Origin of the sequence: Paenibacillus sp. FSL R5-0473 (assembly GCF_038004565.1) — a bacterium.
Taxonomy (GTDB): domain Bacteria; phylum Bacillota; class Bacilli; order Paenibacillales; family Paenibacillaceae; genus Paenibacillus; species Paenibacillus amylolyticus.
The window spans coordinates 4,757,880-4,775,898 of the sequence record NZ_JBBORL010000001.1; the positions used below are offsets into that span (position 1 = coordinate 4,757,880).

Here is an 18,019-nt window from a genome sequence, read left to right on the forward strand (position 1 = left end):
TATCACAGATAGAAGTCGCACAAGATAACGATACAGTAGGATTAAATCTTCTTTAAGACACTACAAATTGTACGACAATTGGAGTCCCATCATTTAATGCATCTCCACCGGGAATTGTAATTGTAGTCGTCGTAGCCGAGGACGTATCTGCTGTTTGCATAAGGCCATTAATATAAAGATTGTAGTAGTTGTAGGTGCCTGGAAATGCGGTTGCAGCTACACCAGCGTCGTTTGTAAAGGCAGTCGCAGCAATGGCAAACGTTACCCCAGTGCCGGTCCCATCACCAATGGTTGCAGCAAATCTTAAACTGTTCTGAAATGGTGTCACAAGTGGCATGTTTCTCACCTCCTACCTAACATAGTATATGTGGTAGGTTTGGGAGTAGTGAAGGCAAAGGAACCAGCAACTAAAACCAATTTTAACCATTTATGATATTGGCTGTTATTATAATCATCTCTATAGTGATAGGTGTCCCTGCAAAGATCACACCGTTTTGTGACGAAAAAAACAACCTCTCCGCACTTACACTGTATGAGTTTCCTGGTTGGACGATCCCGTTTATATAAAGATTGTTGAAACTAGTAAGTCCACCCCCGGCAAATTCGGTTATGCTGTCGCCATCGTCATTTGTGAATTCTGTGGCAGAAATTATAACCGAGTTCGACAAATCCAGATCGGTGTCCGGAAAATAGAAGTAACGGTTTGCCCTAGGAATGATTTCAATTCCGGGTACGCTGCCCGGCGGACCTTGCTCACCTTGGGGACCCGTTGGTCCTTGGACTCCGGGAGTTCCCGGTTGACCTGGCTCACCCTGAGGACCTGCGGGACCCTGCGCTCCGGGAAGTCCTGCTTGACCCGGTTCACCCTGAGGACCAACAGGACCTTGCGCTCCCGGAATTCCCGGTTGACCCGGCTCAGCTTGAGGGCCTGCCGGACCCTGTGCTCCGGGAAGCCCCGCTTGACCCGGCTCACCCTGAGGACCTGCAGGGCCTTGCGCTCCGGGAAGCCCTGGTTGACCCAGCCCGCCGTGAGGACCAACAGGACCCTGTGCTCCGGGAAGCCCCACTTGACCCGGTTCACCTTGAGGGCCTGCGGGACCCTGCGCTCCGGGAACCCCTTGTTGACCCGGCCCGCCGTGAGGGCCTGCGGGGCCTTGGGCACCGGGCACACCTTTCGTTCCAGGGAAGCTCACAGTCTCCAATTCACGTTGTCTCAACGGAGCGAGCAGGGGGGTAGGCTCACAACATACCGGGTTGCTGCCTCCCCCTCTCGGTAATGCAATGATTTTTTTGTCACGGGCCATTTTCTGTGATTTTAATGGACGCTTCAGTGAGCAGCGCTTTCTCCGATTAGATCTACGGATAATATGGCATCTCTTTCGTTTTCCCAAGTGTTTGTTTCTGCATTTCGGCGTAGAACGACTGGGCCTTAATTTGTTGAGGGTGGCTGTCCTCTTGTTCAGATACTTCAAAATGGTCATCTCCTTAGGCCAAGGCACACAGTATATATGCCCTATACTATGTCCTTAGCACATTCGGAGAGTGTGCGAATAACTATGGGGGAAGCCCAATAAAAAAGACAAGAGTCCTACTACAGTTGTCCTTTGTCTTGCCAGCATGGCTTCATTGTCTCCCCAGTAGGACCTCACAGATCACATTTTATGTTTAACTTAGCCGATCCATCGGGATCAAACTTCTTTTCAGTAGACTCTTACCTCTCCTTAAAATGCTGAACGATCTCTTCCGGTTCCTGCGTCTCCAGTGTAATCTCGCCTTTCTCGAACAGGATCATGTACGGATATGATTTCAGACCAAAAATCTCCTCATAATTAAACTTATTTTCATCACGGACATTATAAAAGGTTACGTTAGTTATTGGGCCTTCTGCCCTCAAATTCTCGTTATTTACTTCATTTAATTGCGTCTGTAATTCAACAATAAATGGTCGCTCCGAAGGTCGGTCGGTAAATACAATGAGTGATGCATCATTTCTTTGATTTTGCGTTAGATAATCAATGGCTTTCTCTCTATTGTTCTGACCACACCCTGTCACTAAAAGTATCAAAATACATAACACCCAAAGCCTCTTCATTTATATCATCACCCAAAATATGATATAATTGGTTATTAACCACTAAATTCACTTCATTAAAAATCTATTCGCTGAAAGGAAGATGCACATTGAGCAAAAGGAATATCATCATCGCTATCATTATTGCTCTTATAATATTGATACTTCAACTTGTGCTTTATTTTTCTGTAACTAATAAAGAAGAATCCGAACTTCCCGATTCAAACATCCCATTTCAAACCAAAACAGTAGATGAGCTTACCATCACAATGCATAATGCAACCTATACAGATCATGAAGTGCAGTTGGATTATGAGATTCAGGGCGATGGACAGTCTGAGAATGATTTGACATATGCGTTGTATAATAAAGAGTCCAATGCTTTGTACAGATAAAATCTCGATTTTTCACCTTTCAAATAGAAACAAAAACCTGCATACCAGCCTCGGCTTCACAGTTTTTATTAAGAATTTGCATGTGGATACATCTCATTTACAACTTAGGCATCCAAAAGGGGTTCTCTTCCTTCTCACACCCGGTTAACACTTAAAAAATATGTCCCTGCTCACTCTTCATTGTCCCGATCCCTTTGCAGGTGTCAGTCTTCATTCCCTGTTTGGAGCCGTAGGCATCCCTTGAGTTATCGTAAGTCGATTGAATAGCTGTACCATCATAGATCAATTCTTGGATAATGGGCCCACCTTCAATGGTATACATCGTTACACGAACCTGATCCTGATGTTTTTTCTCCACATTCTTCATAAATGTGTTCCACTTATCTTCGTTCCGTATGCCTCCATGAAGCACAACCACATCCCCGCTTTGCTCCGCTTGCTCTGGATTATGCGGCTCAATTATTTCTGGAAAAGCCTGCGTATTTCCGGAAGCAATCGTTGTTGGTTCATTTGCCTGACAGGCAGTTAACAGCATTAAAGCTAACAATAAGATAAGCATACTTTTTCTCATTCCATCACCTCATGTATGAAACGGTTCAATACTATCCTTTGTTGCATGATTATGCTTAATTTGTCATTTATCTGTAACTCTCTCGTTGTCCCAAACGTTTAGAATCATAGAAATGTATAGTTAACAGCAACGGAAATTTTAGTGATTTATCATTCAGCAAGGGGTTAATTTAATGACGTTAAAAACAATGCTCGGTGTAGCACTGGCTCTATCTGTACTCATATCCACCCATTCGGCCAATACAGCGACTCTAGCTTCAACGAACGAACGGCAGTCAAAGGGATTAGCCCATGAAATGGATCGCTCCTTCCCAACATCTACATCTGTTCTGCTCATCGCCCCAACTCAACATGAAGGTCGTTCCGCATACAACGGCAGCTTCACAATGGTTGCTTCGAATGGGACACATGCCAACATATCGATTGAAAACAACAGCAACCACACGGTATATGTGAAAATGTATGTAGATGAAGTAAGTGAACCTATGGAAACATCTATCAATAGAAATAATGATAAAACGATAAACCTGCTTGCATTACAAGACACGGATATTAAGTTGTACATTTATAGCAGAATAGGTCATCACTTAGATCTCTCAGTTGAAGCAGAGCAGTTTCATTGATGTTTTCTCTCACACCTACATACAAGAAAAACCCTTCACGCAAGCGATTCAGATCCACGTTCCCATGAACCGATGCCTGCTTGAAGGGGTTTTATATTTCCATCATATTTATTTCTCGAATCGGAACCAGCCAAAGTCAAACTGACTGCCTGGCAGGAAGATAAAGCTTACTTTCTGCACACCTGTCACTTGCTCAAGCTCAAACACCCGCTCCTCATATCCACCTGACTGCGTGAACTCAACCAGCTGGTTGCTCTGTCCGTCCGCACCTGCGAAGCGAATATGAATCGTATTTTTATCGATCGGTGAATGGCCGTAGATCACGAGCTTGGATGTGCCTTCTGCCGTAAAGTCCATATTTTCAAACTCCAGCGACACATTGTTCCCGATACCTTCTACTCGATCACCCTCGATTTTGAACGTATCTCCATAAAGATGGTCACAGGATGCAGCCGCATTCTGTTCAAAGGCCCGACTCTGACGTTCGAAGGAGAACCCTTTAATATGAATCTTCTGCTTCAGCACAAAACAGATCGACGTTATCCCGCTAAGGCGTTTGGACAATTGGTACGTCTCTTCCTGGTATACATTCCAGATGGACTCTTTGTCATACACCACATCTGCGATCATCGTGCTTCCCTCTTCATCCGGCATGCCTTCCCAGATCTGAATGAAGTAATCCTCAGTGGATAGCGTGAAAATAGGAATCGTTATGGTATCAGAGCCGTACGGTCCGAAGTCAATATTACGGAAACCTACGTGCGTCTCTCCGTCGCGACTTGTCGCTACCCCACGTTCGTTGCCGTTACCAACCTCACCTTTGGTGTAATCGTACAGTCCGCCCGTGATGAAGCCGTATGGATCTTTGTAGGCTGTGCCGAGACCGTCCGCCTTAAACTCCAGCTGGGAGATGAGTTTCGTTTTATCCGTACCGTTGGTACTGGTTGCGCGAAGCCGGAACTCCCCGTCACCTATAGCCGATACCTTCACCGCATGTTGATGCTCACCGTTGTCGCCCGCTTCTGCTTGAACAGCTTCCACTTTGGCAATATTGGACTCGATCCCCGCATCGTTAACAACAGCCCACTCGATATCTCGGTAGGAAGTGTTCTCCGGATACAGCTTGGCGGTTACAGTAAGCTCCGGGTTGGACGGATCAAGCAACTGTCCTGCATTACTGATAATCTCAATCTTCCGCAAAGGAATCTCCTGAGCATTCCCCGTTAGCACCGGACGTTCTTCATTGTTCATGAAGACAGATTGCACTTGTTTCTCATCATTAAGTTCAGCTGCCACAATTAGAGATTCAAATTCAGCTGTAGCTCCTTCCAACCCTTCAGAAGAAACTTCAATCCGCACCGTTCCAGGTTCATTTGTCGCTCCGATGATGGCCATCAGTTTGCCACTGAACAGTCTTCTGCTCAACCCTTTGTATGGATCGTAGTCGGTGCTGTCCCCATTATCCAGACCCAGCAATCGTCCTGCACCCGTCACTTGAACTTGCACACGGTTGTTTGCATTGTGCACCGGATTACCCGCTTCATCTTCCACATCAATTTCTACAAAAATCAGGTCTGTGCCACTGGCCTGCAACTGCTCCCGATCCGCTTGCAGACGAATTTTCTTCGCATCCGTATAGGATCTTTGCACATCAGTCGCAATGATCTGGCCCTTCTCATCGTAAGCAATGGCTTTCAGCTCGCCCTCTTCGTACGGCACTTTCCACCAGCCGGATAGCTGTGTTCCGTTGGCATGATCGATATCGTACGTGCCAATGGTTTTACCGTTGAGTTGCAACTCAATCTTCGGTGCGTTGCTGCACACGCGTACATCAATAATCTGACCCGGGCTGAAATCCCAGTAAGGGAACAGGTGAACCATCGGACTTTTCTTATAATCCGTCCAAGCCGCTTGGTAGATGTAATAAGAGTCTTTCGGGAACGTTGCTGTATCCAGCTGTCCAAAATACGAATTCTTCGTATGATACGGTGTCGGCTCTCCGATATAATCGAATCCGGTCCACAGGAACTGACCCAGCGAATACGGTGTATCCCGCTCTGCCAGAATGCAGTATTCTGCCGACTTCGCGCCCCAACTGGTCGTACTGTTACCCAAAGCCGAGCACTGCTCATCATCATCTGCCAGAATCGGCTGTTCGAATGGGAAATGATATATCCCACGACTCTGCACCACCGAAGACGTCTCACTACCATAGATAATCCAGTCAGGATGCTCTTCATGATGTTTGTCGTAATATTTTTCCGCGTAGTTGTACCCTGCCAGCTTCACGATATCTGCACATTTTTGTGCATTTTCCCAAGGCATGTAGTTCGAACCAATTGTCACGCCAGCATTACCTTTTGGATCAAATTCCAGCACATAATCCATCAGCATCCGAGTTACTTCCTGTCCACGCTCATCCGCATGGGTATCATAGATTTCGTTCCCAATACTCCACATGATCAGACTGGCATGGTTACGGTCACGCTTCACCCAACTCTTCACATCCGTATGCACCCACTCCGGGAAAAATCTCGCATAATCGTATGGCGTTTTGGCACGTTCCCACATATCAAAAGCTTCAGACACAATCAGCATACCCATCTCATCTGCAAGTTCCATGAACTCTTTGGCAGGCATATTATGCGCGGTACGGATGGCGTTAACGCCCATTTCTTTGAGCAAAACGAATCTTCTACGCAATGCCGTCAGGTTAAAAGCAGCTCCCAGTGCCCCGAGATCATGGTGTTCACACACGCCGTTCAGCTTCATCTTGACTCCGTTCAGGTGGAATCCTTCATTGGCATCCAGTTTGATATCCCGGAATCCAATACGCTGTGATACCGACTCAACTGTCCGATCTTCCTGATCATCCGAGATCAATCGCAGCTCTGTCACCAGTTCATACAGATGCGGTGCATCCGGGCTCCACAAGTTTGGACTCTCCACAATGATCTGTTGGCTATCTGCCGATGCGGCCGCATTCTCACCCACCGAAGACGTAACATTCGCTTGGCTGGATGCCACCACCTGACCTTCATACCGGATCGTATGCACCAGCTCTGCCTGCTGATTCTGATCCAGGTTCAGCTCCGTATCCACTTCCACCTGCCAGCCATTCGGCTGCTGATTAATGGATACATAGATCCCATCCGTAACAATATGGTTGCGGTCTCTCGTTTTCAGCCACACATGGCGATAGATTCCGGCCCCGGAATACCATCTGCTGTTCGGGCTCTGATGGACCACTTTGACCACAATCTCATTGTCGCCTTCCACCAGTGCATTCGTGATCTCATGTTCAAAAGCAGAATAGCCATACTTCCACTCCCCGACCAGATGCCCGTTCACATACACCGAAGAGTCCATGTATACGCCATCAAAACAAAGCAAAAGCTGCTGCTCATCCTTCGTGTAATGGAACGTCTTGCGGTACCATCCAATGCTGTCCTCATACAGTTCAAGCGTATTATATATCAGCCAATCATGGGGAAGCTCCACAGGTTCATACACCAGACCCTCAGGTTCCGTAACATCCAGCTTACTTTTCGCAAATTGCCATCCATCATTAAATAGTCTCTTCTGATTCATGTTAGTTTCTCACTTTCTTGAAGTAAATTATGATTGCGGTTACAACAGTAGATGTCTCTTTTTCCGAAAACCTTTTCGGTAATACACAAGTATGACTATAACACATAACCCGATTATACCATCAGTCTCTTTCCTATACCTCCATTTCATAAGATTTTTTAGCCATAATGATGAACGTTTTATTCCCTCCAAGCATTGTAACTTTCGATGACAACAAACCAAAAAGGCAACCCGTCAAGCGGGCCACCTTCTGCATTCTATCCCTTGTAAAAAGGGTTCCACCCTATGCCTTTGCCCGATGGCATCGCGCCAGGCACCCCATCCGCTTCAAGCAGCGGACGGACAACTAACTTCACGGGCCACTCCTTGCTCTCGAATATCGCATGAGCAAGCGCGGCCCGGTCGGATTCGGGAAGCTGCACATGTTGCAGCGCTTCCTTCCAAGCCTGCTCCGTGATCTCCCATAACTTCGTTTGCGGGATGTGATACACCTCGCTAAGTGCCTCCATGATCGCAGCCAGATTCACCTGCGTCCCCAAAGACTGCACATAGAAGATCAGCTTCTGGATCGTCTCGTTATACAGGCTGTTCGAGTAGCCTGGACGAATATGATAGGCAGGGTCTGCAATGCCATGTTTGTCCAGATAAGGCTGATGCAAACGCACGGAATCATGATCGCGGAACAAGAGACCTTTTACCTCGTTATCCTTCAACACCAGACAGCAGTTCTGACCATGAATCTCAGGCACAACGCCCACCTTGAACAGACGCATCACGATGTCATAAAACGTCGTAGCTATGCCGGCATAAAAGTCGAGAACATTCGTGCTGCTCAGATGATCCCCCAGAATGTCCTTTAATAGATGATGCCCTTCCAGATTCACACCCAGTGCGGCCATTGGAATGACTCTGTAGGCTTCATTAAGCAATTCAGTGGGATACACACGAATCTGTGCAGCCAGATGGCGGGGATGATCATCGAACAGTCCCATGGATTCCGGCATGAAGCCCCACCAGTTCTGCTCTTCACACATATACACCTTGTCCTTCAACGTCTCGTCACAAGCAACGGCCTGCCTTAACATGCGTTCTCCAGCAAGACCATTCAGAAGTTTGACTATCGGAAGATAACGAGCAGCTCCCAGAGACAGTACACTAACCGGTAGCTTGAGCATTAGGGTGGATTCGGTTGATGGAGCCATCGAGCGTAGAGAGGATGTTGCCTGTACGTCCCCAACTTCTACGTCCAATACGATAATGCTACCCTCTTCGATCTCTCCCGTGAAGCGAGGGAGAATCACGTGTTCCAATTGCCACGGATGAACAGGCATCGGCAGATATTCGTCCAACATGATCCCTTTTTTGGCAAACTCGGCTTCCACCACTCCGCGCTGAACATCGTCTAACACATCCAAAATGGACAATCCATCTTCACACCCTTGCTGCACGGCATCCAGCCGTATAGCCACCCAGCGCAGCAAAATCGCCTTCCCGAATTCTGCTGCATACCGAGTTACATCTTCTGCATTGAATCCCACCTTGGCTTTGGACGATGGGTGAAATGGACGATCCCGCAATGCCGCAACACGTTCACCTTTAATAAACCACTCATACGCAGAAGCCGGGACGTTAGCCGACAGATACTGGACTTGTTCCCAGCCCAAAGCATACTGCTCCACAGCTATGTCCAGACTAACCAGGAATTCCGCCACCCCAGGCTGCGCATAGGCCTTATCCGACAAAGCCCTCTGTAACACCGCACGTCCAACTTCTGTCGGAGTATCAAGGAGAACCCAGCTTCCATCAGTTTTCTCCTCGTAGATCGGTGAACCCTGAACCCACTGAGTCCCCTGTCTTACTCCTGTTTCAACCAGACACAGCACGCCTTGAGTGTGCAATCTATAGCGAGAAGCTACATTCTGATTATGCTCTTCGCTGTCATATCCCTTGTACAATCGACGGAACGGTGCAGGTGCTTCGGCAAAATCAATGAATGGGTGATCCTTCATTGGAAGCAATTGCTCCGCCAAGAAAGAATTCATCAGATCCGCCATAATCCGGCGTTCAGCGGCTTGCAGACTGGAACGCTTCATCATTGTTGACATGATTATTGTCCTCCGTTAGATAATGGAATGCCGGGTGCGGATGCCCCAGAAAATCATGATGCGAGATGGTCCAGCAATAAGCCCCTGACTTTTCAAACAAAACAATATCTCCCACGCGCAGCAGTGCTACCTCCGCATCAGAATGCATGCGATCCTTGGGTGTGCATAGCTCACCTACGATATGGACTCGACGATCTCTTACCTCTGGCCGGGCAAACGAGTGTTTCCAACGATCCGTTGCCATAATCTGAAACGGGTGGTTATGCCCCCATGAAGCAGGCAGACGATTGTGGTGCGTACCTCCCCTTAACACGGCAAAATACTGATCATGAGAAGTTTTGATATCCGTAACCTCTGCTGCGTAATACCCGTGGTCTGCCACCAGCAGTCGACCCGATTCAAAATACAGCTGGCCTCCGCGTGAAACAAGGCGCTGTCTGGCTTCACTTTGCTCCAACAGGGAAGTGAATAATGGCCAGTCAAATCCGGGGCTGCCATCATACGTAACACCGAACCCACCTCCTGCATTCACCACTTCCACAGGAAGATCATACTGTTGCTGCCACTGTTCCACCTTTTGCAAATACAACTCGATCATCTCGGCGTGCAGCCTTGCATCCATATTGTTGGACAAGGAGTGAAAATGGAACCCGCTTAACCGAACCACACCCGCGCCTTCCACACGAATGAGTTCAATGGCTTCTTCCACCACCTCTTCATCGATTCCAAAAGGACTCGGCCCACCGCCCATAACAATCTTCGTCCGAGGTAATGTACTGCTTCGCAGATTGATTCGGAGCAGAATGCGCACCTCCTGCGCTTGCTTCTGTTTTTGCTTCTGCTCTTTAATCAGTTCCTCGCCATACTCTTCCGCATTTCTCTGCTCCGGGTTCTGCTCCCATTCTTGCTTCTGCCTGCTCCCCTGCACCTGCTCCTGCTCCATCGCTCTCTCTTTCGCAATCGCGATAATGCGCCGCAGCTCCAGCAAACTTTCCACATGAATGTAACTCACGCCATGCTCGATGGCTAGCCTCAGTTCGCTCTCCTTTTTACCCGGACCTCCAAACAGAATCGGAACCTCGCGACTTACCGCTCTAACCTTGAGTAACTCTCCAATCGAAGCCACTTCAAAGCCCTTCACCAATGGAAGCAACGCCTCAATGATTCGGGGATCTGGATTCGCCTTAATGGCGTAGAACAATTGTGTGTTCCGGGGCATGCTGCCCAACATCTGACTCACCTGTTCCTGAATGCCAGCTAGATCATAGACGTACACGCATACCGGTTCTTCCATCCCTCGTTGCAGTTCATCTATTGCATGCCATACACCAGGTTTCATATCTGCCCACCCGCATTCCTGTAGTCATTCCGTTTTTGGGCATATGCCCGAAACGCCGTATTCCGATCATCACCAAGCACGTATATATGTACTCCCCGCTCAGCCCAGAGAGACATATCCTCCACACCTCTAGTGACCGTTGCATAAGGTACTTCGCACTGCCGAGCGGTAGCATGCAATTCATCCAGTGCACGTCTCACATCCGGGTGCTCTGTCTGCCATGGCACACCGAGAGATTGCGACAGATCAGCCGCACCTTCCAATACAAAGCTCACCTGAGGGTGAGACAGAATCTGTGAACTTTGCCGCACGCCCTCCGCACTTTCAATCATGGGGACAACCATCACCTGTTCGTTCGCTTCTTCAATGTATTCTGTGAGCGGATATTTCCCGAATACACCGGGACGACCGCTATTCAAGCTACGTGTACCAACCGGATGATAGTAGGCGTGACGAACCGCTTCCTCCACCTGCTCCAGTTGCTCGACATGCGGAATGACGATGCCTTGTGCACCACAGTCCAGCACTTTAAGAATCTCTGCTCGCTCCACCTTCGAGATACGTACCAACGGGGTTAGGCCGACCAGTTCCGCCGCCCTGATCAACTCTTCCACCGATTCCATCGATGTTGCGGCATGTTCCAGATCAATAATGACAAAATCATATTCCGCATGTCCGATCATCTCGATGATCACCGGGTGTGGGATCGATACAAAAAGGCCATAAACCGGCTGTTTGCGTGCAATCTTTTCCTTCAGCGTGTTAATCCTCATTCGACGATTCCCTTTAATTCGGGTGTCCTCTTTGATTCAAGTACATCCTTTGATATCTTAAGCGGATTGCTCGCTTTACGGAAATATAACTCTCCATCCCCATACAGACGGCGCTTGGTCATCTCTTCAATCAGTGCATCTTCGGCAAAAAGGTCAAATGCAACGAACCGTTCCGTGTACTCCGGGTGCTGCTTCTGATAATCCACAATTACACCTGCGCACAGCTGCCAGAACGCTTCTTCGGGCAACCCAAACTTCTCCAAAGCCAGCGCAATATCTGTCATGCAGATAAAAAAGAATGCATCATACGTATAGTCACGGACTTCCGACACATCTCCGGCATAGATGAAGGAATACCGATTGAACTTGCGATGGGTTTCCGGCTCGGGGTTCAGCTTCGGTGCCTTTTCCGGGTGTAACAGTTGATCTGGTACATAGCGAACGCCATCATGCAGATCCTTGATAATGATTCGTTTCGGCAGATCATCTTCCAGTACCAAAATGATATTCTGGGCATGTGATTCCAGCGCAATCCCGTGTGCATAGAGCAGATGAATAATCGGCAGTGTGACTGTGCGAACAAGGGCCTCACTCCACTTTTCCACACCATGTCGTTCTACAACATCCTGGATAAACGGAACACCATCCGGCTGCACCAACATCAGCGCATTCAGCGGCCACGCGGTCTCACCTTGCTTCAGGTGAACCGATACATTCTCCCGCCAGATCGCACCAAGTGTGCCGTAGGCCCGTCCATATTGAGTTACAGGCAACTGTTCATAACGGAACGACAGTCCCATGATTTCTTTCAAAATGGCAAACTGAGCCTGCTGCAACAGCTCATCTTCACGTACAAGTTCATCCAACCAATCGCTGATCAGCGGTGCGTTCTGGGTCGTATGTTGTGCCAGAATACGTGTGCTCGACGTGTTGGTGATGCTGAGGGCCAGCTTGATGTATGGGGCTTCCGGATTCACCCGATTCGACAGCGAACGGATCGACTGCTGCGCACGATAGGGCGAAGACGATGGACCAAGATACACGATGTCTCCATCCATCAGTTGACGGGCATATACCGACTCCAACTGATGCTCCCACTGCCACGGATGAACCGGAATGAATACATATCGATCACCAATGTCAGAACCTATTCCTATGCCAACCTTGCCGTCTTCCCTACCCGAGCTACGGACTGTTTCGCCTTTTTCACGAACTCCCCCATGAAGCTTCGCTTGGATTGTCTCTCCAACGCTCTCACCAACCTCGGCACTGCTCCCAAGCTGATCTACACTCGCCACATATGCGTTGGCGTTCTCGCCCATGTCCGTTCGAACTTGTTGTTGCAGGATCTGTTGAAATCGCTGCATATCCTCTGCGGTCAGATGTTGCCCTACCAATTCTTCAGAGCTATACCCTACGGATACAGCGGTCTGAGCCAAATCTTTTTTCACAGCAACCCAGACTAATGAAACCTCCGAGTTAAATTCAGGGCCATAGGCCAGATTGTCTTTCAAAGAAAATCCCAACCTCGACTTATAACTCGGATGGTACAGATGACCGTCGGTCATGTGACTTTCAAGCGCATCATAATGCCGATCTTCATTCGGAATGTTCAAGGGCAATATAGCTTGGCACTGGCTGTCCTTTGCCATCGTTTCGAGTAGTTCCTGGATAAAAGCCGTCACATTTGCACCCTTCAACGCGTTCAGCATGATTTCCTCCAAAAACAGATCCAGATCGGTGCAAGGTACGCCTTCTCTTTGGATCGAACCCTTCTTCACCTTCACCCGGCCAAATGAAAACTTCCGTTCGGCTTCACATGTGTACGCCACAGAATGACCGGAAGATGTAAGTCCCTCGGTTCGCCATTCGCTCCCACTTACATGACTGTCCAGAATGCCTTCGAACCACATTGCCTCCAGTGTCTGCCGCATGATCCGTTCCTGTACACCCACGTAGACTGCTTCTGTCCTGCCGCCTGCTTCAGCCCTGTATCCCACGACTCCCACGCACTTCACTCCCTATTCGTTTCATTACATTGCTCACCGGCACGTAATCCGGGGTCTGGCTAATCCCTCTTACACAACTCACCAAGTTTTGTTTGGCCAGAAATGCATCCGTCATCAGCAGATGTTGCACATATGCATTGCCCGTTCGTTCCAGTTCCTCCACAAGTACCCCACGTACCTGCTTCCAGAAATGCTCCTCCGGGACGTTCACATCTCGCGCCATGGCATGAATCAGAGACCCCAGATGATTGACGATAAAATAGTACGATGTCCGCGCCCAAGCTTTCTCTCGCGAATAAAATAATAAATCGGACGTTGCACGATCCTGCTCACTTATAAGTTCCTCATCCACACTGACCCCTTCCAGATCGCGGACGATAAAAGCCACAGGCATCCCATCCTTCAATATTACAAGGGTATTCTGCAAATGAGCTTCAAAATGAATACCTTTCTCTCCCGCCGCCCGTACAATCGGCAGCAGAGAACATTTCAGATAACGTTCCAGCCAACGCTCGGCAATGTCACGTCCACCACCCAGCATCGTCATCAGTCTCGACCGCATCCCAGGAAGCGGCGCTTCAACCAGACTGGATAAGACATACGTATTCTCGACATCAAACTCAATGGGCCGATAAGCTATCGTAAACAGACTGGTTAACTCTTCATCTTCAAAAGCACAAGTCGCTACGCCTGTCTCATACGCAATATGCGTGTTCGGTTCAGCACCGAAGCAGTCATGCTGCCTGACGTACTTGGAGGCATCCAGTGTTCTGCGCATCTGCTCAGCACTGTTAGTGCGAATCATGTTGGTGATCTGCATGTTCAGTGACAGCTTGATATTGCAGTTCCATTCGGGAACATAAACTGTACGGACCGAAGAAGTTGGATAGACGATAGGCCCCGCACTACCGAGTAGAATTAATTTTTCATCTCGAAAATAGGACTGTACCTCGGACAATCGTGATATGTACGCGTATTGCCATGGATGGACAGGCAGCAGCCCATACATTTCACTCTTTTCTTTTAAAATAGGCTCCACATGGCTCCACAGTAAGTCTTGCAAATCCATTGCCGCCTCGTCATCGACCCATTCCTGCACGTAGACATCCTGCCTCACGGCGATATAACAGAGTTGAAATGATGTCCGTAACTCCGGACTGTACTTCTGCACATCCTGCTCGCTGAAGCCTTTGGAGTTCTTCGGAAACGGATGGAACGGATGACCATACAACAGTGACTGTTCCGATGTGCGATAATCGTGGATGTCGAGACCGGCTGCTTGTTCGATATACAACGTAAGGTTGCCCACACTGTTATCAACCTTTTGTGCAAAATCTCTGGCATACGCCAGCTCTACACGATTCATATTCTCACCCAATGGATGTACATTCTCCAGCTCAAGTGAACGCTTCATTTCCATCACACTTTTCATCATTCCATGTTGATCCGAACTCGCTCCCTGTTCCCCATTCCCGCTTAGCTCAGATGTGATCCAGCGAACCAGGTCGCGATAATGAACGGTTTCCCCGCCAGATTCCATGCTGAGGTATTCATGCTCCCCCATGGCAGAGTAATAAGACAAGCGTCCTGTCACCTTCACCCTACTAGCTTGAAAAGTAACAGTGTACGACAGCGTGTTCGGATTGATCCGAATATCTCTTTCCTTCTCTAGCGCAAGCTCACGGATGTAACAGTTCAACAGCAGTTTGCACGAATGTTCATGGGCCTGCTGCTCAGCCTCAGACCGGAGCTTGTTTTCCATCTCGAACAATGATGCCAACCTTCTTTCGGGTTATAAGTAAGACCAGGGGAAGTGTAAGCAGTATGGCGCAGCCAAGTCCGATACAGATCTCTTTGAGTGCTCCCCATTTTGCCATCTCCATGGACGTTCCTGCCCCGGCAAGCCATTGCCAACGCATATCGTAATACAGGGTCAAGCCCATCACCGCAAACGAAGAAGCCAGACGCTCAATCGTGGTTGATAACACCGACCCTTCGTGCATGTCTTCGTCTGCTAATGCTTGCAGACCAATCGCAGAGATGCTCATACCTGACAGGCCAACGCCAATTCCCCGGCATGCCATGAGCATCCCTATGATCCAGATCGATGCTCCCAGGGGCAGAACCGCAAACGACAAGATCGATATCGACACCAGCAACGTCCCCCATGCGATAAAATGTATGGACCGACCGCGATCCAGCAAGCTGCCGCCAATCCACATGAACAGACTTGTACAGATCGATAAGGGAATGAACAGTGCACCGGACAGGGCCGGTGACAGGTGGAAGACGTCCTGGAACAATAGTGGCAATGCAAAGATCACGCCAAACATGACACAATCCTGAATGGTCGAGATCAGCACGGTCAGCGGAAAGACGGCATTACGCCGCAGCAACTGGTACCGGATCAGCGGTTCCTTGCGACCGTTCTCTGTCTGGACAAAACGAATGAGCAGCACCACACCGAGCGCAATCAGCATCCAAGGTACCCATACTGCCACGACAGGACTTGCGTACAACTGTACCCCCAGACTAAGGGCACCTACAGCGCAGATCAGCATTATGACACTGGATGGATGCCATTTTTTCCTACGGGCAGGGATATAGGTTTGAATGACTCGACCGCAGCCGATCAACGAGAACACAGCTAACGGCACATTGAGCCAGAACAACATTTCAAGCCGTCCATACTGAATGATGAAGCCCCCCAGTGTTGGTCCGGCAGCCGGAGCGAGCATAAGCAGCAAGCCCCACGCTCCGGTAATTCGCCCTCGTACCTCCGGTCCGTATACATCAAACAACAGCACAAGTGATAACGGAATCATCAGCCCCGCGGCAACGCCATGCATGAAACGAACCAGCAAGAGTACTTCAATAGAGTGATAAAACAACGCACCTGCTACCGAGAACAGTCCATAGATACTGATGCCCAACATATACGTCTGCTTACGCCCTAGTCGGTCCACAATCAGGGAAGCCAGCGGCATCGTTAACGTCATAGCCAGCATGTACAGCGCGATAATCCACCCGCCTGCTGTCGTAGAGATCTGATAATATTGCACAAAATAAGGCAGCAGCAGGTTAAATGCACTGTTGGTCAGTACCAGCGAAAAGGCACCGATTAGAATCGCGAGTAATACTGCATGCCTCTTCATCAGGGATAGCTTCAACATGTAGCCGTTGATAAAGCAATCGCTTCAGCTACCGATTTCTCAAAGATCGCAAGGATTGCACTCGTTTCTTGCTCCGTAATATTCAGCGGCGGCAGAAAACGAACAACCGCTGAATGACGCCCGCCCAGTTCCACAATTAATCCATTCTTGAAACATTCACGCTGAATAGACTCTGCCAGCGCACCATTAGGCAGATAATGTCCCAGACGATCCTTGCGTCCCATTGGATCAACCACCTCAACGCCAATCATCAGTCCTCTGCCTCGCACATCACCAATCTCTGCATACCGCTCTTTCAATGAATTCAGTTGATTCATGAACTGCTCACTGCGCAGATGCACGTTGTGTAGAACATCCTGTTCCTGAATATAACGAAGTGTAGCAAGTCCCGCAGCCATGGCCAGCTGATTGCCACGGAACGTACCTGTGTGTGCACCAGGCTGCCATTGGTCCAGCTCTTCTTTGTAGATGACAACAGACATCGGCAGACTTCCGCCAACTGCTTTGGAGCAGATGATTACATCAGGTACAATCCCGGCATGTTCAAACGAAAACATTCGCCCTGTACGTCCAATGCCTGTCTGCACTTCGTCGATAATAAGCGGAATGCTTCGCTCTGCTGTGATTCGGCGCAACTCCCTCAACCATTCAATGTCTGCCGGAATCGCCCCGCCTTCGCCCTGAACCGTCTCCACAATGACTCCGCACGGTGCGGCAATCCCACTCTCGCAATCATCGAGCAAGTTCTCGATATACTGTGCACTTAACCGGGCCGTCATGCCTTCACCAACACCAAATGGGCAGCGGTATTCATAAGGAAACGGCAGGAAATGTACATCGGGCAGCAGGCTTTGCAGATGTTGTTTCTTGCTCAGGTTGCCACTCATCGACATCGTCGCTTGGGTCGAACCGTGATAACCTCCCTGAAAGGCAAGAATAGACTTGCCGCCTGTAGCATGTTTGACCAGCTTAATGGCTGCTTCTACGGCATCCGCTCCGGTTGGACCACAGAACTGGATTTTGGCTTTATCTCGCATCTCTGCCGGAAGAATGGAGAATAGTTCTTGCATATATGAAAGCTTCAGCGGCGTTGCCAGATCCAGTGTATGAAGCGGAATCTGCTGATCCAGAACATCGCGAATGGCGTTGATCACCGTGTCATGGTTATGCCCCAATGCCAATGTTCCTGCCCCAGCCAGGCAGTCGTAGAATACGCGGCCTTCCGTATCGGTAATCTTCACCCCATGGGCCTTGTTAATGACAAGTGGGAAATGTCTGGGGTACGATCTTGCATTGGATTCCTTCTCATTTTGCATCTTCAGATATTCCGTCTGCAGCTCTACTGACATAGCCCTCTAACGCTCCTTATA

At 48.9% G+C, this 18,019-nt stretch carries 14 protein-coding genes; 2 read left to right on the forward strand and 12 right to left on the reverse strand.

Features of this window, described 5'->3' with window-relative positions:
- Positions 1-52: 52 nt before the first annotated feature.
- The 3 genes from MKY28_RS20970 to MKY28_RS20980 all read right to left on the reverse strand — a co-directional run bounded on the left by MKY28_RS20970 (position 53) and on the right by MKY28_RS20980 (position 2,065).
- Entirely contained in the window at positions 53-337 is a 285-nt protein-coding gene (locus MKY28_RS20970) for a DUF4183 domain-containing protein (RefSeq protein ID WP_100526530.1), read from the reverse strand.
- An 82-nt stretch (positions 338-419) separates the two neighbouring features.
- On the reverse strand, positions 420-1,304 hold the full coding sequence (locus tag MKY28_RS20975; protein WP_340936881.1) for a DUF4183 domain-containing protein: 885 nt from the start codon (positions 1,302-1,304) through the stop codon (positions 420-422).
- Positions 1,305-1,711: 407 nt separating this feature from the next.
- Complete coding sequence (locus tag MKY28_RS20980; RefSeq protein ID WP_133120404.1) at positions 1,712-2,065, reverse strand: hypothetical protein; 354 nt, start codon at positions 2,063-2,065, stop codon at positions 1,712-1,714.
- A 116-nt stretch (positions 2,066-2,181) separates the two neighbouring features.
- Here MKY28_RS20980 and MKY28_RS20985 point away from each other — a divergent pair, with 116 nt between their 5' ends.
- Entirely contained in the window at positions 2,182-2,466 is a 285-nt protein-coding gene (locus MKY28_RS20985) for a hypothetical protein (protein WP_315370575.1), read from the forward strand.
- 151 nt (positions 2,467-2,617) lie between these two features.
- On the opposite strand, the gene MKY28_RS20990 is transcribed toward MKY28_RS20985, so the two are convergent.
- Positions 2,618-3,037, reverse strand: a complete 420-nt coding sequence (locus tag MKY28_RS20990) for a DUF4362 domain-containing protein (protein ID WP_340936882.1) — start codon at positions 3,035-3,037, stop codon at positions 2,618-2,620.
- A gap of 172 nt (positions 3,038-3,209) precedes the next feature.
- Between MKY28_RS20990 and MKY28_RS20995 the strand changes: the two genes are divergently transcribed.
- The gene (locus tag MKY28_RS20995) at positions 3,210-3,659 is read left to right on the forward strand and encodes a hypothetical protein (protein WP_340936883.1); all 450 of its coding nucleotides are present in this window, start codon (positions 3,210-3,212) and stop codon (positions 3,657-3,659) included.
- A gap of 108 nt (positions 3,660-3,767) precedes the next feature.
- Here the strand turns inward: MKY28_RS20995 and MKY28_RS21000 are convergent, their stop codons facing one another.
- The 8 genes from MKY28_RS21000 to MKY28_RS21035 all read right to left on the reverse strand — a co-directional run bounded on the left by MKY28_RS21000 (position 3,768) and on the right by MKY28_RS21035 (position 17,998).
- Complete coding sequence (locus MKY28_RS21000) at positions 3,768-7,250, reverse strand: glycoside hydrolase family 2 TIM barrel-domain containing protein (protein WP_340936884.1); 3,483 nt, start codon at positions 7,248-7,250, stop codon at positions 3,768-3,770.
- 257 nt (positions 7,251-7,507) lie between these two features.
- Positions 7,508-9,355, reverse strand: coding sequence for an IucA/IucC family protein (locus tag MKY28_RS21005; protein WP_340936885.1), 1,848 nt, complete (start codon positions 9,353-9,355; stop codon positions 7,508-7,510).
- Positions 9,315-10,694: a type III PLP-dependent enzyme gene (locus tag MKY28_RS21010; RefSeq protein ID WP_340936886.1), complete on the reverse strand. Its 1,380-nt coding sequence runs from the start codon at positions 10,692-10,694 to the stop codon at positions 9,315-9,317. Before MKY28_RS21010 ends, MKY28_RS21005 begins: the two co-directional genes overlap by 41 nt.
- On the reverse strand, positions 10,691-11,467 hold the full coding sequence (locus tag MKY28_RS21015; protein ID WP_340936887.1) for an HpcH/HpaI aldolase family protein: 777 nt from the start codon (positions 11,465-11,467) through the stop codon (positions 10,691-10,693). The genes MKY28_RS21010 and MKY28_RS21015 overlap by 4 nt, the downstream gene beginning before the upstream one ends.
- Positions 11,464-13,476: an IucA/IucC family protein gene (locus MKY28_RS21020; protein ID WP_340936888.1), complete on the reverse strand. Its 2,013-nt coding sequence runs from the start codon at positions 13,474-13,476 to the stop codon at positions 11,464-11,466. The genes MKY28_RS21015 and MKY28_RS21020 overlap by 4 nt, the downstream gene beginning before the upstream one ends.
- A complete protein-coding gene (locus MKY28_RS21025) occupies positions 13,451-15,238 on the reverse strand; it encodes an IucA/IucC family protein (RefSeq protein ID WP_340938005.1) in 1,788 nt (595 codons plus the stop codon). Before MKY28_RS21025 ends, MKY28_RS21020 begins: the two co-directional genes overlap by 26 nt.
- Positions 15,216-16,649 (reverse strand): MFS transporter, encoded by a 1,434-nt coding sequence (locus tag MKY28_RS21030; RefSeq protein ID WP_340936889.1) that lies wholly within the window; start codon positions 16,647-16,649, stop codon positions 15,216-15,218. Before MKY28_RS21030 ends, MKY28_RS21025 begins: the two co-directional genes overlap by 23 nt.
- On the reverse strand, positions 16,643-17,998 hold the full coding sequence (locus tag MKY28_RS21035; RefSeq protein ID WP_340936890.1) for a diaminobutyrate--2-oxoglutarate transaminase: 1,356 nt from the start codon (positions 17,996-17,998) through the stop codon (positions 16,643-16,645). The genes MKY28_RS21030 and MKY28_RS21035 overlap by 7 nt, the downstream gene beginning before the upstream one ends.
- Positions 17,999-18,019 lie beyond the last annotated feature (21 nt).

Excerpts from the sequence above, each read along its gene's own strand:
- MKY28_RS21000 (WP_340936884.1), bottom strand. The coding sequence starts at position 7,250 with ATGAATCAGAAGAGACTATTTAATGATGGATGGCAATTTGCGAAAAGT.
- MKY28_RS21025 (WP_340938005.1), bottom strand. The coding sequence starts at position 15,238 with ATGGAAAACAAGCTCCGGTCTGAGGCTGAGCAGCAGGCCCATGAACAT.
- MKY28_RS20990 (WP_340936882.1), bottom strand. The coding sequence starts at position 3,037 with ATGAGAAAAAGTATGCTTATCTTATTGTTAGCTTTAATGCTGTTAACT.
- MKY28_RS20975 (WP_340936881.1), bottom strand. The coding sequence starts at position 1,304 with ATGGCCCGTGACAAAAAAATCATTGCATTACCGAGAGGGGGAGGCAGC.
- MKY28_RS21035 (WP_340936890.1), bottom strand. The coding sequence starts at position 17,998 with ATGTCAGTAGAGCTGCAGACGGAATATCTGAAGATGCAAAATGAGAAG.
- MKY28_RS20995 (WP_340936883.1), top strand. The coding sequence starts at position 3,210 with ATGACGTTAAAAACAATGCTCGGTGTAGCACTGGCTCTATCTGTACTC.
- MKY28_RS21010 (WP_340936886.1), bottom strand. The coding sequence starts at position 10,694 with ATGAAACCTGGTGTATGGCATGCAATAGATGAACTGCAACGAGGGATG.
- MKY28_RS21005 (WP_340936885.1), bottom strand. The coding sequence starts at position 9,355 with ATGTCAACAATGATGAAGCGTTCCAGTCTGCAAGCCGCTGAACGCCGG.
- MKY28_RS21030 (WP_340936889.1), bottom strand. The coding sequence starts at position 16,649 with ATGTTGAAGCTATCCCTGATGAAGAGGCATGCAGTATTACTCGCGATT.
- MKY28_RS21015 (WP_340936887.1), bottom strand. The coding sequence starts at position 11,467 with ATGAGGATTAACACGCTGAAGGAAAAGATTGCACGCAAACAGCCGGTT.
- MKY28_RS20970 (WP_100526530.1), bottom strand. The coding sequence starts at position 337 with ATGCCACTTGTGACACCATTTCAGAACAGTTTAAGATTTGCTGCAACC.